Raw genomic sequence first — 15,986 nt, forward strand, 5'->3', positions numbered from 1 at the left:
TAGCGCCAGTTTTAGTGCAATGAAAAGGATCTTTATATTGCCTAACCGTGAAAGTTTTAATAAAGATGTCATTGTAATCTCTATTTTTTGGTTTGCCTGCGCATCAGTGATACTGTTTTACAAGTGGGAAGCAGTATCCGCACTCAATCTAAATGATAACGATGATTATATGCGTTATGTTCAGTTCCAAGCGTGGATGAAAAGTGGTCATTGGTACTTAGAACCGATGAGTAATTTCAATGCTCTCGATGGCATTATTATTCATTGGTCTCGGTTTCCTGATCTAATGTTATCTATAGTCGCTTTCCCATTGCTATTTATAATTGATGATAGTCTTGCTTATTCAATCTCAATTTCTGTTGTGCCATTGTTTTACTTGTTACTTTACGCATTATCATGTTTCTATTTATGTGACCAATACTTTGGGAGCAAATATCGTTTCATAAGTATGATGTTTGCTATTTCCTCTCCTTCAATTATTCATTTCCTGCCAGGTTCTATTGATCACCATAATATTCAACTTATATTAGCAGCACTGTTTCTTTCAGTTACACCTCTTACTACTCGCAATCTCAATCAATCATGGCGTGTTTATATACAATCCACTTTCCTATCTTTATCTTTGTGGACGGGTGTGGATAATCTATTGTTGTTTTTTCCGTTCTTTTTTCTTTATACGGTCTATTTCAGTTTTTTTAATAACGGATACTTTAGTTATATCTCCAAGCTATACGCTACTTGTACGTTTTTGTCATCTATTACTGTTTTATTGAATAGGCCTTACGATGAGTTTTTTGTTTTAAAATATGATGAAGTATCATTTATTATTATAATATTATTCTTTAGTGGTTGGTTGTTTGTTCATTTTTATCACAGGTTGGCGAGTAATGATAAGAGTGTAATTGAAAGGACTTTCCTGTTTATTACTCTTGGTTTGTTGTGTTTACTTCCTGTTTTTATTGTTTACCCATCACTTACTAGTGCTTTATTAATTGATTACCCTCCAATACTTAAGATGTATTGGCTTGATCAAGTGACGGAAGCTAAATCTGTTGCTAATTATATATCAACCCATGGTTTATTTTCTGTTGAAAACTATGCGTTGCTATTGGTTCCCGCAATTCTATCCCCAATATTTAAGTTAAAAAACCACCATGCAATAATATTTTACATCATCTTTATGTTTAATTTATTTCTTGCGATATTTTGGCAGATTAGAATAATGAGGCTGTGCTTTGTTTTAGCTGCACCTTTTCAAGCATACTTTATTATAAAATTGTCCGATGTTGTTAGATATTCAGTTCTAAAAATTATTGTTATCTTCTCTGGTGCTCCTTTAGCTTTAGCACTTTTTATTGTTTTTTTGTCACCAGAAGAAAAATTAACCACTGTTTTTGATAATATAGAAAACCCACCAGATATATTTAAAGTATTAAAAGATAACGGTATTAATTCACATACAATTCTTTCTGGGATAGAAACCGGCGCTCCTGTACTAGCAAAAACCAACAACAGTATCATTGCAGCGCCTTACCATCGAAATATTGCTGGCAACCAATTCCTAATTGAAGTGATGCTAGAAGAGGACATGCTCTTAGCAAGAAAAGAAATAATAGACAAAAGGGTTGATTATATATTGATTGGTAATGACCCTCATTTATCTCTTCTGGAGGCGTCGGGAAGCGATAATTCTCTAGTTAAAAGGCTTCATGGGGATAATGTTCCAGATTGGCTAGAGGTGACATACGACGGAGTTAAGGATGGTTACCGAGTTTTTAAAGTGAGGGGTGAGAATGAATAAGCAGAAATTAGCAGTATTGCTCCCATGTTTTAATGAAGCGGGTGCTATTGGGAAGACAGTTATGTCTTTTAAGCAGGCTTTACCTGATGCATCTATTTATGTGTATGACAACAACTCAACCGACAACACGGTAAACGAGGCTTTGCAAGCTGGGGCTATTGTTCGACATGAGCCTCGCCAAGGTAAAGGGGAGGTTGTCAGGCGAATGTTCTCTGATATTGATGCTGATATCTATGTGATGGCTGATGGTGATGACACTTACGATGCGTCAATATGCCCTGCGCTGATCGAACAATTGGATAATGAAAAACTCGATATGATTATTGGAAGTCGAGAGCGAGCTTCAATGGCTTATCCCAAAGGGCATATCCTAGGAAATAAGCTGTTTTCATCGCTGATTAATTTAGCATTCAATGCTCAATTGAGTGATGTGTTTTCTGGTTATCGAATTATGAGCCATCGATTTGTCAAAACCGTACCCATTTTCAGTGATGGCTTCCAAATAGAAACAGAGCTTACCGTTCATGCGCTACATCATAATATGCCAATCAAAGAAGTTTCGACGCAATATCAATCAAGGCCTGAAGGCACAGCCAGCAAATTGAATACCTTTAGTGATGGGCTCAAAATTCTCAATTTCATTTTGTTCTTATTGAGAGATGTAAAGCCAATGTTCTTCTTTGGCGTATTGTCTATGTTGCTTTGCTTCATTTCATTGGTTTTAGGAATCCCCGTTATCATCGACTTCATCGATACTGGGCTCGTCGAAAGGGTGCCTACTGCGATTTTGTCTAGTTCAATTGCATTGATAGCGGTGATGTCTTTTTTCTGTGGGTTGATACTCGACAACGTATCACGAGGTAGGCGAGAGATGAGGATCCTTTCTATATTACGAACGAGTGATAAAACGCTATCTGAATAGGAATCAAGCATGAGAACAAGCAAAGATGAAGACAAAGAGTGGATCGATTATTTATCTCGTTTCAGTGACGAATATGATGAGCGAGTTTATAACGGCAATACAACGGGTTATGTGATGAGAGCTGGTCATATAGCATGTGAAAAGCCATTTGGTGAAAGTGAACACTTTTCGAGAGTGTTAGAAGTGGGCTCAGGAACGGGCGAACACTTATTGCATGTTAAGCACACCTTCGACGAATACATTGTTAGTGATGGCGATGCATCAGCACTCGAAGTAGCAGATAAGCAACTCAGTCGTATCAATTCTTATGACAAACTCACTTTTAACGTAACTAATGCTTGTGAGTTAGATTTTGAAAGCAATAGTTTTGATCGCGTGATCGCAACTCATATATTGGAGCACTTATACGAGCCTCACTTGGTGATTAAAGAGTGGTTAAGAGTGTTAAAGCCTGGAGGCACTCTGTCTATTTTGATTCCTACCGATCCTGGGGTCGCTTGGAAAATCGGTCGCTATATGACGACAAGAAAACACGCCTTACAGAAGGGGTGGCATTACGATTACATTATGGCGAGAGAGCATGTCAATCCATGCAATAACCTAATCGCTTTCTTAAGGTATTACCTTCCTGAACACCAAAAATCATTTTGGCCGCTGAGCTTTGTACCGCTTATTGATTGCAATTTGTTCTTTAACTTCCACGGGGTTAAACCACTATAGGAAGTGAAAGATGCTTTTAGTTTTTGAAAGAAGAGCGGGAAAACAAGAAGTAAGCGATCAAACCTCTCACTTCTTATTTGTCTGTCTATTAATTGATAGCTTAGATCGCCAAACCTGTAATTGCGCCAAACAACATAAACACACCCACTAACCCTACAATCGGAACCTTTACGGTTTTCAATAACCACACGCCAACAATGATCAGAGCGAAGTCTATGCCGCTGCTCACTGCGCTTGTGAAGATGGGTTTGTATAGAGCTGCAAGTAATAGACCAACAACTGCTGCATTCACACCGGTAAGAGCACCTGCCACCAAAGGCTTGCTTGCAATCGCCTGCCAATTCTTCAGTACAGCCAGTAGCAATAAGAAACCCGGTAAGAACACCGCAACTGTTGCGAGCAGTGCACCTGTAATCGGTGCCGATGGCATCAACACATAGCCTAGATAAGTGGCTAATGTAAACATTGGGCCAGGTACCGCTTGCGCAGCGGCATAGCCTGTTAGGAAGGTATCTTGGGACAGTTGATCACCAATACCATTTTGTAGCAGAGGAAGAACCACGTGCCCGCCACCGAATACCAAACTACCTGCTTGGTAAAATAAACCAAATACTTCAATGCCTTGAGAGTATGCACTGAACAGCGGTAGACCAATCAGTAGTGCTACAAAAATCACTAGCGGTGTTATGGATATCTTATGTGTCGAAGGCGTTGTTTTTAAGTCTTGCGAGGTTAAGAACTTACTGCCAACTATCGCTGCAAATAGGAGCACTAAGACTTGAGGCCAGATCCCAGGAATCAAAAGTAGAACAATCGCGGTGATCACACACAGTGCTGTTGCTATCTTTGATTGGCAAAAGTTTTTGTACATGCCGAAAGTGGCGTCAGCTACAACCACGACTGCGAGTAGCTTAAGTCCGTGGATGATTGAAATGAAAAGCGGTGCTTCCAACAACTGGTTGCTCACTAAGGCCAATATCAACATTAGGATGACAGAAGGGGAGGTGAAGCCTACAAATGCGGCAATCGCACCGGTTAAGCCACCTTTTTTGTAACCAACCGCAAAGCCAACCTGACTTGAGCCTGGACCCGGCAGAAATTGACTGAGGGCGACAATTTGCCCGTACTCTTCGTCGGATAACCAATTCAGTTTCTCAACAAAGGTTTTACGGAAGTAGCCAATATGTGCCGCTGGTCCACCAAAGCTAATCCAGCCAAGCCAGAAAAAGGTTTTAAAAATTGAAAGCATGATCGATTCCAGATAAATGTTTAGCGTAATTTATGTGGAGTTAGACTATGATTCAAATTAATTGTTTTAATTGTGATTATGAATAATATGGGTTTTGTTTTATGGCTGATTTTAACTGGAAAGGGGTCGACCTTAATTTGTTGATTGCACTGCAGGCATTGTATAAAACCAACAGCGTTAGCAAGGCCGCTGAACGTTGTTATGTCAGCCAGTCAGCGATGAGTCATAGTTTACAAAGGCTACGAAAGTTGTTTGATGACCCTCTATTTGAGCGTGTGGGCAGTAAGATGGAAGCGACCGACCGAGCCATTGAATTATCAAGCACCGTCGATGCGTTGCTTAATATTATTCAATCTGAAGTTCTGTTGTCCAAAAGGTTCGAAGTTGATAGCTATAAAGGCAACTGGAAGATCGGACTTACCGATTACGCGGAACAGATGTTTGGCCCAATGATCTTCGATTTGATCAAAGAAGCTTCACCAAACTCTCAAGTCGCATTTTTTAATGTTAATCGAAGCAACTATCAGCAAGTATTTGAAGAGGCAAAGCTGGATATCTCGATAGGTAGTTTTGGAGAGGTGCCTAAGCTGTTTGGTATTGAGCAACTCTACACCGAGCAGCATGTTTGCTTACTTGATAGCTCAGTACTTGGTGTTGAACTACCGATGTCGCTAGAGACATTTGTGTCTGTGGAGCACGCCTTAGTGTCTCCTAATGGTGCCTTAAAAACGGCAGTTGATACTAAATTGTCTGAATTGGGCTACACCAGAAAAGTGGCGATATCTTCAAGCAACTTCTTAACGGTAAAACGATTGATCAGTGGCAGAAAGCTATTGTGCATTGTGCCTAAGTTAGTCGCTAGAAATGCCCCTAATGTCGACAGTTCACTGATAGCCGTTGCTCCGCCGATAGATGTTCCTGATTTTGATATACAGCTGGTTTATCGTAAGGGAAAGCAATTAGATGACAAAAACACTCACTTGAGGAAAGTGATCTCTCAAGCGGTTGAGATTGTCATTGCGGCTGAGTGATTGATGACGCGTTTCTTTTTAGCAAATAACCAATTAAGTGCCAAAGAGCAACTATATACCCATCTATTGCGTAGTGCCACGCTAAGTGAACGGACCCAACTTGGACAAAGAAAGCGTAAACCCACGCAATATATCCCCAGTTTTTGTTTAACCGGAATGTGGTCATAGCCATTAACACTGCGATTGTTACATGCAAACTTGGCATGGCGGATATGCCCGTTCCTCTGCCTCTTATTCCTGTCACATAGCTATCCCAAAGCATATCCTGCGCGGATAGCATCCAAAGTGGGAATAGATTCGCTTGCTTTAACTGGAGGTCTTGCGCTTGTAGACGTTCCATTAACCTAAGATAGAGATCTTGTTCATAGAAGTGGTGAAAGTAGGCGGGTCCCGCAGACGACAACAGCGTCGCTATGACGTTACCTAGGAGAAACCAAGATATCAAAAAGGTGAGGATAAATTGGTTACGCAGGTGGTCATTTTTCCGATAGACAATGAAAAAAAGTAACATCCCCCACATAAGAAAAAACCATAAATTGTATAGAAAATTAATCACTAGAGTTGAAGCCGCATTAGGCAGGAAGAAATGTGTTATTTCCCATGGGGATACACCGAAGTGCAGCCACTTATCTAAATGATAAAAGGTAAGATCTAGATTGTATGGATTGAAGTGAGGTATCAGTGATTTTATAAACGTATAGCTCGAGAATGAGATGTTTAAAACGAGCATTAACAAAACAAAATAAATAGGCTTGGATATAGGAAATAGCAGCGATTTCACTTTTTTTATTAACCGTATCGTTGGTTTTTTTTCTCGTTTAAACAATAAATAGCAATAGTAATACGTAGCCCAAACAGTAAAAGTGACAGAGCAAATTGTAATCAAAACATCGATATAGCTATAGATGTCATATTTCATATTCTCGGGAACAAATATGTTGATGATTAAGGTAAACGGGGCAATGAATGCAACATAATACAGAATCAGTTTGTTTCTTCTGAATTCATGAAGTAAAGACGATAACAAGTTTGATTGTTCTTTTTGAGGAGTGGATTTGGCGGTGGTCGTCTCTGAATCCATATAGCCCTTCATCAAGATTTCCTATCATGATTAAAGGTTAGTTCATTTGAGCTGGTTTTCTACTTTTCAACCTTGTGTCTAAGGTAAAAATAAACGAAATAAAACCTTCCATTTTTCACAACCCGACTATACTTAATTTACGACTAAAAGTAGTCGTAAAGAATAGGCTTTTTGATTTACCTAAGTAAAAAAATGGGTTATATCCTAATGATATAGCTTAAAAAACTACCAGGCTAAACGGACTTAGTTGGTCTTGAAAGCGCTAGCTCCCTCTAGCGCTTTTTCTTTTGTTCGAAGTTAGCTCTAACCCCTTAGGTGTTTACAGGTTTGAGTTGTTTAATCCCGATTTAGAACAGTTAACGGTCGAGCTCACTGACTAAGAGCAACGAGCTATGTAGACCGACAAATTATGAGTATCAACTAGCTACGAACGGTCAGTATCAAGCCATCAATCACACTGTGGTGGTGATCAGAAACCCCAGCAAGGTTGCCGTATTTCGGCTGGTGGCGATCATTTTCTAATGGATGGTGCCAACCTTGTGTATGTTCTACAAAGTGCGCTGCAAAGCTTTCAGACACCTCTAAACATCCTGTCATGACAGTATCAACATAGGTTTGAACGATAGGGCTGTTTTCGCAAGGCGCTTCGATTTCGTCTTTGATGTAAACCCAGATCGATTGATCCGCTTTAAACTCGGTTTGGCTCTCTATCTGATCGTTTCTTAACTCAATTCGGTGATAACCACGCTCACGACGATCAAATTCAGCCAACGCAACATCATCGACCTCCAGCAAAACACCATTCACTTGTCCCTCACCAAGATTGACGATCAACGGTGACAAAACATAGCTGTCGTCGATTTTACTCCAGTGACGCACTAGGCCGTGCACTATCGCAGGAATCGCTTGTCCTGTTTGACCTGTGAGTTGACGAGAAGAGGAGTTGATCAAGCTACCATAACCAAAAATATACATCGTGTTCCCTGTCTGTTCTTTTGTATTTGAGACTAGTCTTACTATATGTTTGGCTTCATTAAATGTCAGTAGTTTTTTATTTCATACATCTTCGAGTCTAAATGACTTTTTGTGGTGTGTTTAATTGACACTTTTTTGACCTCTAAATACACCTTGTTGCTTGTTCTTATTGGTTTTATATCTTTGGCGCGTTTCATGCATCGTGTTAGGCAATATTGCGGTGATGATTACTGCACCTTGAATTTGGCTATTGGTAGCAATTCAATATAAGCCACACTTGGCTTGTTATCTGAAATGAGGAATGAGTTTGTTAAATATCACAGATAAAAGCGTAGAAGATGCGATTCCAGCTTATCTTCGTTTAGGTTTTAGACCTTTCTTCTTTCTTGGCAGTCTCTATGCCGTGATTGCTATCGTCGCTTGGGTTGTCATGTTCCAAAATGGTCAGCCTGAAGTGTTAAAAGTACCCGCGCTTTGGTGGCATGTACATGAAATGCTGTTTGGTTTTTCTATGGCGATTGTGGTTGGTTTTGTTCTGACTGCGGTGCAAACGTGGACGGGAATCAACGGAACTAAACATTATCGATTAGCAGCGCTCGTTGGTTTGTGGCTCGCACCTCGTATTCTATTTTGGACACCGGCGCCATTGTGGTTGATCTCATCGGTTGAAGCGTTGTTCTTGATCTTTGCCGCTTACGAGATTGGTTTCCGTGTCGTGAAATCGAAAGGCTGGAAGAACCTGTTTTTTGTGCCGCTGTTTATATTGGCTATCGTCGCCAACTTTGCTAGTTACGCGACGATTAAAGGCATGCCTCCATTCCCTTCATCCGCGGTATGGCAAGCGATGTTGTGGTGGTTTACGTTGCTATTATCCGTGATGGGTGGACGAGTGATTCCATTCTTCACCGCTCGTCGTTTCGACTTTGAAAAAGCTCAACCACTGGTTTGGTTGGAATGGCTAGCGAACCTGCCTTTGGTTGGATTGTTTGTGCTGAGTTTCTTCCCGTTGACCTTTGCTCAAGTGGGTAATGAGTTGATGGTGTTTGCAGGTGTGACTCAGTTGGTTCGCTTTGTTCGTTGGAAGCCTTGGACAACGTTGTCTGAGCCTTTGGTGTGGTCACTGCATGCGGCTTATTTGTGTATTCCTTTGAGCTTGTTGCTAAGAGGCTTGTTAGATAATCCATTTGCAAGCCATAACATGCTACACCTATTTGCGATTGGCGGTTTGAGTGGGCTCATTCTTGCGATGATCACACGTGTCACCATGGGACACACTGGCCGTGCTATCTATAAAGGGCCAAGTATGGCGCTGGCGTTCTCGGCTATCTTTATCGCGGCATTAGTTCGTAGCTTAGGTGTCACTTTCTTCCCTGCTTACTTATTTGAGATGGTCAACATCAGCGCGGGTTTATGGACGTTGGCGTTTGGTCTGTTTATCTGGAAGTTTGGCATGATGCTGTTAACACCAAGAGTGGATGGTCATCCGGGGTAAGCGTATTGATTTTCTAACACATTTTTAAAGGGAAGCACTGAGCTTCTCTTTTTGATCGCAGCTAGTTATCGCTTTAATTTGTCTCTGTTTGAGAACAGTTCATTTCATTGTTGTCGATAAAATAGCATAGAAGTTGATGGTGAATCGGAGAGTTACGAACCCATTGAAATCCGGCACACACGATTTACAGCACTGGAGTGTGATCCGCTGCAAATATTTGCAGCAATATTCATTGATTTGTGCTCTAATACCGCGCTTACCAAGGGATGGTGTTAAAAGATGCTCACTTAGATGGAGTTATCAAAGTTGACCGATCCCTTAATGATCTCCCTTAGGAAAAAATAGAACATGTCTAAGAACAAAAAATTTGATATCCGCCTTACAGAAAAACGCAACGGTTGGTGTGCCGAGATTACTCGTCAAGTAACGTCTCGCAGCACAACAGTATCTAAGCGTGAGTCTGGTTTTGAAACTGAAGCTCTAGCACAAGAGTGGGCAGAGAAAGAGCTAGCATCTTTCATCGCAAACCAAGCTGAACGTAACGAGCGTAAATCAGAGCAGCGTAAAGAGCGTGACGAACTACGTCATACTAAAGAACTTAAAGCTGAGCAAGCACGTGAAGCACGCGCAAAAGCTCGTGAAGAAGAGCAAGAAGACGCTGAGTAATTTAGCGCTTAATTAATTTACAGGTTCCTTAATTTTAAGATAAGGGACAAGTAAAAAAAGCCCCAATATAACTTTTTTCTTTCTAGTCAAAAGTGTATTGGGGCTTTTTAGTTTGTGGAGTTTATTTTCGAAAATGTAGCCACTTCTTGCTAGTGACTACATGTCATTCATTGATTAGTTGTTAAGCGCCGTTAGCCAATCATCTTCCGCTACTTCTTCAATATAGCTCTCAACTGATTGTCCCACTTCATCGTCATCTTGTTTGAAGTAAGCAATGTGGAATACTGCGTCACCTTCGTTTACCAACGGTAGAGTTTGTTGGCCAATCACGATACCGCCTTTGGTTGTGATCACTTGGCCTTCTTGGTGACCTAACGGAGAGCTTATGTAAGCGAGAGTTTGTCCTGCTTCAACTTGTTCGCCAAGTCTCACCATGTTACGCAAAATACCGTCTGACTCAGCGCGGATCCAGCTGGTGGATTTGCTCAACACTGGTTCTGGCAACTTTTTACGGTTTGGGCGCAGCATGCCGATTTCTTTCATCACTTGATGTACGCCAAGGTAACCCGCACGAATCGCTAGGTGATCAAAACGCAACGCTTCACCACCTTCGTAAGTTAATACAGGGATACCCAATTTTTCCGCTTCGCTACGAAGTGATCCGTCACGCAGTGGTGAGTCAATGATCACTGGTGTTGCGAACGCTTTTGCGATGCGCAATGTTTCTGGGTTCGACAGGTTTGCACGGATCTGTGGCAAGTTAGTACGGTGAATCGCACCTGTGTGTAGATCCAAAATAAAATCACAGTGCTTCGCCACATTCTCAAAGAAAGTGTAAGCGATGCGTGATGTTAGCGATCCTTTCTCACTGCCAGGGAAGCAACGGTTTAGGTCACGACGGTCTGGTAGGTAACGAGATTTATGGATAAAGCCAAACACGTTAACGATAGGCACAACAATCAAGGTACCTTTCAGTTTCTTTGGATCAATCGCATTGGTCAGTTGTCGTGCAATCTCAACACCGTTTAGCTCATCGCCGTGGATAGCCGCATTTACCATCAGTGTTGGGCCTGCTTGGCGACCGTGAATAATTTCAATCGGGATCGAAAGTGGAGAGTGCGTGTAAAGCTGAGCCGCTTGCAGTTCAATCTCCATTCGCTGTCCTGGCTGAACAGTATAACCAAGTAATTCGAATGGTTGATTAGGTTTTAGTCTTGCCATTTAGGTTGTTCTCAACATGGTGATAATTCGTTAACACGGAATGTACCAATCGTTGATTTTTAGTACGAATCAATCGGTTTACGGTGACGACAAAAGTTTTCTATGGAGTTGTCTATAAATAAGCTTCCAGTTTTAATTTGACTCATTATAGGGTGTTTCAAATTGTGGTTTTTCTGACAGTACACTGATATTTGTCATTTGGTTGGTTGCTATTATCCACCGCCATTTTTTGGCGGCCAAATTCAAATATCGAGATGAAAATGAAAAAAACAATTTCAAAACTTGTAGCACTAGCGGTGGTATCTGTTGCTTTATCTGGCTGTGTTGGTAGCAATGCAGTAACGGGTTACCTAATGAAGTTCAACCTTAAAGCCGTTGATAACCGTTACGCTCGTGGTGGTTTGAACATATTGCTTGCACCGGCTTACGGTCTAACAGTTGCAGCTGATTACTTGGTATTCAACTCACTAGAGTTCTGGACGGGCAGCAACCCACTAACAGGTGCACCGCATATATTTGATACTAAGATTGATACTTACCTTGATATCAACCATCAGCTTGATAAGTCACTGACTGAAGCACCAGTGGGTCCTATTACGAGTGCTGATATGATTGAGAAAGGTCAAATGCAGCAGATCGACGAAAACACGATCCAAATGGACATCACTTACCAGTCTGGTGAGCGTGCGACATTGATCGGAGTTCGTGATGGTGAGATGGTGACATACTTCATCGACGGCGAAGTAGTGGCACAAACTTCAATTGATGAGTTAGAAAGCTACGCGGCTTCACGCGCTTAATTGTTTATTTAGTCACAAGTACATAGCTACAAAGATTGGATACAAAAACAGGTACTCATTGAGTACCTGTTTTATTTTGTGTCTATAAACGGTGTTTACTGAAAAGTGCTATTTAGTGAAGAGCTCTGTTTATAGGAAACACCATTTATTGAACATACATAGTTTATCGAATTATGCTTTTTCTGGGATAGCTGCAAGCAGTGCAACCATTTGATTCCAGAATAGCTCAACCGTATCGATCTTCACTTTCTCATCAGGAGAGTGAGGGAACTTGATGGTTGGGCCGAAAGAAACCATATCCATGTTCGGGTAAGGTTCTTTGAATAGACCACACTCAAGACCAGCGTGGATAACCATGATGTTTGGTTTGTGACCGTAGATACCTTCGTACATGTCGCGGAAGATGTGCATGATTTCTGAATCTGCATCTGGCTTCCAACCTGGGTAAGCACCAGAGAACGCGATGTTAGCGCCTGCTAGTTCAGCAACAGAGTGAAGCATGCTTTCTACTTGGCTACGACCTGAATCGATAAGAGAACGGATCAGGCAAAGCACTGTGATTGAGTTCTCTTCTGTTGTGATAACACCTACGTTTAGAGATGTTTCAACAACACCTTCAATCTCGTCACTCATACGAATCACGCCGTTTGGACATGCGTTAAGTGCCGCGATAAAGCGAGCTTGGTCTGCTGACGCAAGTGCGCCCATTTCTACAGAAGCTTCTTCGTTGAAAGTCACGATGCTGTCTTCTACTTTACCTAGCTCTGTTGAAAGCAGCTCTGTGTAGTAGTTGTATAGCGAAGCCAGTTTCTCTTGGTTTTCAGCAGGAACAGCAACCGTTACGAAACCTTCACGAGGAATAGCGTTACGAAGGCTACCACCTTTGAATTCGACGATGCGAAGGTCTAGCTCTTTTGCGTGACCCGCTAGGAAACGAGCAAGCAGTTTGTTTGCGTTTGCACGACCTGTGTGGATGTCGCAACCAGAGTGACCGCCTTTTAGGCCTTTTAGCGTTAGCTTACGTGTTACGAAGTCAGCTGGAATCGCGTTACGTGCAATTTCAAATGTCATTGCGCCGTCGATACCGCCAGCACAACCCATGTACACTTCGCCTTCTTGCTCTGAATCGGTGTTAAGAAGGATATCGCCTTCTAACCAACCCGCTTCAAGACCGAAAGCACCAGTCATGCCTGCTTCTTCATCTACGGTAAGTAGAACTTCGATAGGGCCGTGTTGGATTTCGTTCGAAGCCAGAACCGCTAGGCAAGAAGCCATGCCCATGCCGTTATCAGCGCCAAGCGTTGTGCCTTTCGCTGTAACCCACTCACCATCAATGTATGGTTGGATTGGATCTTTAGCGAAGTCATGAACTGTGTCTTCGTTCTTTTGTGGAACCATATCGATGTGAGCTTGCAGCACGACACCTTTTTTGTTTTCCATACCCGCCGTTGCAGGCTTTTTGATGAATACGTTACCCGTTGGGTCACGACGTACATCTAGGCCTTGCTCTGTTGCCCAAGCAATAATGTATTGAGCAAGTTCTTCTTCATGTTTCGAAGGGTGCGGGATTGAACAAATTTTATCGAAAAACTGCCAAATAGGGGCAGGGGACAATTTACTGATCTCAGAATGGAATTCAGACACGGATGACTCCTTTTTTATTTGATAACCATATATTTAGGTTTTGTAATGGCAAAAAACTAGAACAAAAATCTAAAATATGGGTCTGTTTTGATGGCAACAGCATACCACTTGAGCGTTTTGACGAGTAGCGGTTCTAAACCTCAAATAGCTCAAATTTTGAAAGCGATCTTGTCTATCTGATCATAAATAAGCGCGTTGATGCTTATAAACGGCACAGGCAAACGTTTGTTTAATTCTATTTTGTAATTTAATTACAAAAATGAGTTTGTAAAATAACCGAAAATAGCCAAAAGTGTGACGAATAGCAAAAAATGATTGTAATCTTTTTTCTTTAGGGTATATTAATAACCAACTTCTGAAGTGAAGAGTAAATGCTCAAAGGATGAGTCCGTTTTATCGCCTCCAAGGAACCGAGAAATCAAATTCGTTTTTTATTGATTTATTAAGGTGATAGTTATGAAAGGTTTACCATCTGCAATGTTCTGGATTAACAGCTCTGTTTACACTAGCAACTTTGCATACCCTACAAGCTTTGGTTACTAATACCACAAGCATGTAACTCGAACAGTTTTGTTCACCCCTATATATTGGAATTATTTTACAGCCCTTTTGGTTGACAGATTCTACCGCCACTCAGTTTTGAGTGGCGTTTTTTTTGCCTGCTACTTTTCCAAACCGCTTTCGCTTATCACTTTTCCTGCTGTTCTGCGTGGTTGTTTTTTAAACGCCGAAATATCAATTTGCGCCTTATTACTGATCCTGTTGAAAAATACATAACTATTGTGGGTTTGAATTCGGAATTTATTAGCTAGATTCTCAATGAAAATAACTGATGGTTTAAAAAATGGCCAAGTACTTTCATCGTATTTATCTTACTTATCTTATTGTTTTTAATCGTTACTTTATCTTTCAGTCTTCATTTTTAATCGCTCTGTTTCATACTGCATTCTGATAAAGATCGATTAGAGCCTTAATTCTATCTGGAATTTGTTATTTGATAACTTTATAATCCACAGCCAATCGATTACGCAACCGTTTACTTTTTACCCTTATAGGATTCGATAATGTTCGAAAAGCTATTCAAACTCAGTGAAAATGGCACCAATGTGCGCACTGAAATCATCGCAGGTCTAACAACCTTCCTAACAATGGCTTACATCATTTTTGTAAACCCAATGATTCTAGCTGATGCTGGTATGGACCATGGCGCTGTATTTGTAGCAACCTGTTTAGCAGCTGCTATTGGCTGTTTCATCATGGGCTTTGTTGCTAACTACCCAATTGCTCAAGCTCCAGGCATGGGTTTGAATGCATTCTTTACCTACGCTGTTGTAATGGGGATGGGTTATACGTGGCAAGTTGCTCTGGCAGCGGTTTTCGTATCGGGCGTGATCTTCATCTTCTTAAGCATCTTTAAGATCCGTGAATGGATTATCAACTCGATCCCAATGTCTCTGCGTGTTGGTATCTCTGCAGGTATCGGTCTTTTCCTAGCGTTTATTGCTCTTAGCAATGCTGGCATCGTTGTTTCTAACCCTGCAACGAAAGTTTCACTGGGTGACATTACCGCGATTGCTCCTATCCTAGGTGCGCTTGGTTTCTTCCTTACGATTGCTCTTGTTCACCGTGGCGTGAAAGGCGCAGTAATGATTGCGATTCTAGCTATCACAGCTGTCGGTATTGCTATTGGTGACGTTCAATACGGCGGCATCATGTCGACACCACCAAGTCTTGCACCAACATTCATGCAGCTTGATTTCTCTGCTGTATTTGAAATCGGTATGATTTCAGTAGTATTCGCTTTCTTGTTCGTCGATTTATTCGATACAGCGGGCACTCTGGTTGGTGTTGCAACGAAAGCAAACCTAATCAAAGAAGACGGTAAACTGCCTCGTCTGAACAAGGCACTGCTTGCTGACTCAACAGCAACATCAATTGGTGCACTGCTAGGTACATCAAATACAACCTCTTACGTTGAGAGTGTTGCGGGTGTCGCTGAAGGCGGCCGTACCGGTCTAACAGCGGTTGTTGTTGGTATCTTGTTCCTACTGGCTCTTTTCTTCTCACCGCTTGCAGGTATGATTCCAGCCTACGCAACATCAGGTGCGTTGTTCTATGTAGCAATTTTGATGATGTCTGGCCTAGTTGGTATTGATTGGCGTGATCTTACGGAAGCAGCCCCAGTCGTGGTAACATGTCTGCTTATGCCGTTGACATACTCTATCGCTGAGGGTATCTCACTAGGCTTCATCGCTTACGCTGCAATTAAGCTGCTAAGTGGTAAAGGTCGCGACGTTTCACCTGCTGTGTGGGTAATGTCGGCTATCTTTATTCTTAAATATACTTTCGCTTAATCGTCTAGATTTCTGCTTAATCGCTGAAGA

At 41.5% G+C, this 15,986-nt stretch carries 13 protein-coding genes; 8 read left to right on the top strand and 5 right to left on the bottom strand.

The features are described 5' to 3' along the window. Positions 1-19: 19 nt before the first annotated feature. Genes ACED60_RS03835 through ACED60_RS03845 form a run of 3 tightly spaced genes read left to right on the top strand, consistent with a single transcriptional unit; the run spans position 20 to position 3,443 of the window. On the top strand, positions 20-1,801 hold the full coding sequence (locus ACED60_RS03835) for a hypothetical protein (protein WP_371726966.1): 1,782 nt from the start codon (positions 20-22) through the stop codon (positions 1,799-1,801). After that, a complete protein-coding gene (locus ACED60_RS03840) occupies positions 1,794-2,723 on the top strand; it encodes a glycosyltransferase family 2 protein (RefSeq protein ID WP_086048858.1) in 930 nt (309 codons plus the stop codon). Before ACED60_RS03835 ends, ACED60_RS03840 begins: the two co-directional genes overlap by 8 nt. Before the next feature lie 9 nt (positions 2,724-2,732). Continuing rightward, the gene (locus ACED60_RS03845; RefSeq protein WP_371707089.1) at positions 2,733-3,443 is read left to right on the top strand and encodes a class I SAM-dependent methyltransferase; all 711 of its coding nucleotides are present in this window, start codon (positions 2,733-2,735) and stop codon (positions 3,441-3,443) included. Between the two features lie 100 nt (positions 3,444-3,543). Here ACED60_RS03845 and chrA read toward each other — a convergent pair whose 3' ends face one another. Beyond that, a complete protein-coding gene (chrA, locus tag ACED60_RS03850; protein ID WP_371726967.1) occupies positions 3,544-4,692 on the bottom strand; it encodes a chromate efflux transporter in 1,149 nt (382 codons plus the stop codon). A 101-nt stretch (positions 4,693-4,793) separates the two neighbouring features. Here chrA and ACED60_RS03855 point away from each other — a divergent pair, with 101 nt between their 5' ends. Further along, on the top strand, positions 4,794-5,723 hold the full coding sequence (locus ACED60_RS03855; protein WP_371726968.1) for a LysR family transcriptional regulator: 930 nt from the start codon (positions 4,794-4,796) through the stop codon (positions 5,721-5,723). Here ACED60_RS03855 and ACED60_RS03860 read toward each other — a convergent pair. Together ACED60_RS03860 and ACED60_RS03865 are read right to left on the bottom strand one after the other, a co-directional pair. Beyond that, positions 5,707-6,816 carry a phosphatase PAP2 family protein gene (locus ACED60_RS03860; RefSeq protein ID WP_371726969.1) on the bottom strand — a complete coding sequence of 370 codons (1,110 nt, stop codon included), beginning with the start codon at positions 6,814-6,816 and terminating at the stop codon, positions 5,707-5,709. The genes ACED60_RS03855 and ACED60_RS03860 overlap by 17 nt on opposite strands. 408 nt (positions 6,817-7,224) lie before the next feature. Then, on the bottom strand, positions 7,225-7,779 hold the full coding sequence (locus ACED60_RS03865; RefSeq protein WP_371726970.1) for a gamma-glutamylcyclotransferase family protein: 555 nt from the start codon (positions 7,777-7,779) through the stop codon (positions 7,225-7,227). 307 nt (positions 7,780-8,086) lie between these two features. Here ACED60_RS03865 and ACED60_RS03870 point away from each other — a divergent pair, with 307 nt between their 5' ends. Both ACED60_RS03870 and ACED60_RS03875 read left to right on the top strand, forming a co-directional pair. Then, positions 8,087-9,271, top strand: a complete 1,185-nt coding sequence (locus tag ACED60_RS03870; protein WP_371726971.1) for an NnrS family protein — start codon at positions 8,087-8,089, stop codon at positions 9,269-9,271. A 348-nt stretch (positions 9,272-9,619) separates the two neighbouring features. Further along, on the top strand, positions 9,620-9,937 hold the full coding sequence (locus ACED60_RS03875) for a DUF3622 domain-containing protein (protein ID WP_009847480.1): 318 nt from the start codon (positions 9,620-9,622) through the stop codon (positions 9,935-9,937). A gap of 174 nt (positions 9,938-10,111) precedes the next feature. Here ACED60_RS03875 and ACED60_RS03880 read toward each other — a convergent pair whose 3' ends face one another. Next, complete coding sequence (locus tag ACED60_RS03880) at positions 10,112-11,158, bottom strand: succinylglutamate desuccinylase/aspartoacylase family protein (protein ID WP_012604657.1); 1,047 nt, start codon at positions 11,156-11,158, stop codon at positions 10,112-10,114. Positions 11,159-11,418: 260 nt separating this feature from the next. Between ACED60_RS03880 and ACED60_RS03885 the strand changes: the two genes are divergently transcribed. Beyond that, complete coding sequence (locus ACED60_RS03885) at positions 11,419-11,958, top strand: DUF3332 domain-containing protein (RefSeq protein WP_102582454.1); 540 nt, start codon at positions 11,419-11,421, stop codon at positions 11,956-11,958. A 171-nt stretch (positions 11,959-12,129) separates the two neighbouring features. Here the strand turns inward: ACED60_RS03885 and ACED60_RS03890 are convergent, their stop codons facing one another. Further along, entirely contained in the window at positions 12,130-13,602 is a 1,473-nt protein-coding gene (locus ACED60_RS03890; RefSeq protein WP_012604655.1) for an aminoacyl-histidine dipeptidase, read from the bottom strand. Between the two features lie 1,064 nt (positions 13,603-14,666). On the opposite strand from ACED60_RS03890, the gene ACED60_RS03895 reads away from it, so the two are divergent. After that, the gene (locus tag ACED60_RS03895; RefSeq protein WP_012604654.1) at positions 14,667-15,956 is read left to right on the top strand and encodes an NCS2 family permease; all 1,290 of its coding nucleotides are present in this window, start codon (positions 14,667-14,669) and stop codon (positions 15,954-15,956) included. Positions 15,957-15,986: the final 30 nt, after the last annotated feature.

The sequence above is a fragment of the Vibrio sp. 1F279 genome (assembly GCF_041439815.1).
Lineage (GTDB): Bacteria > Pseudomonadota > Gammaproteobacteria > Enterobacterales > Vibrionaceae > Vibrio > Vibrio tasmaniensis_A.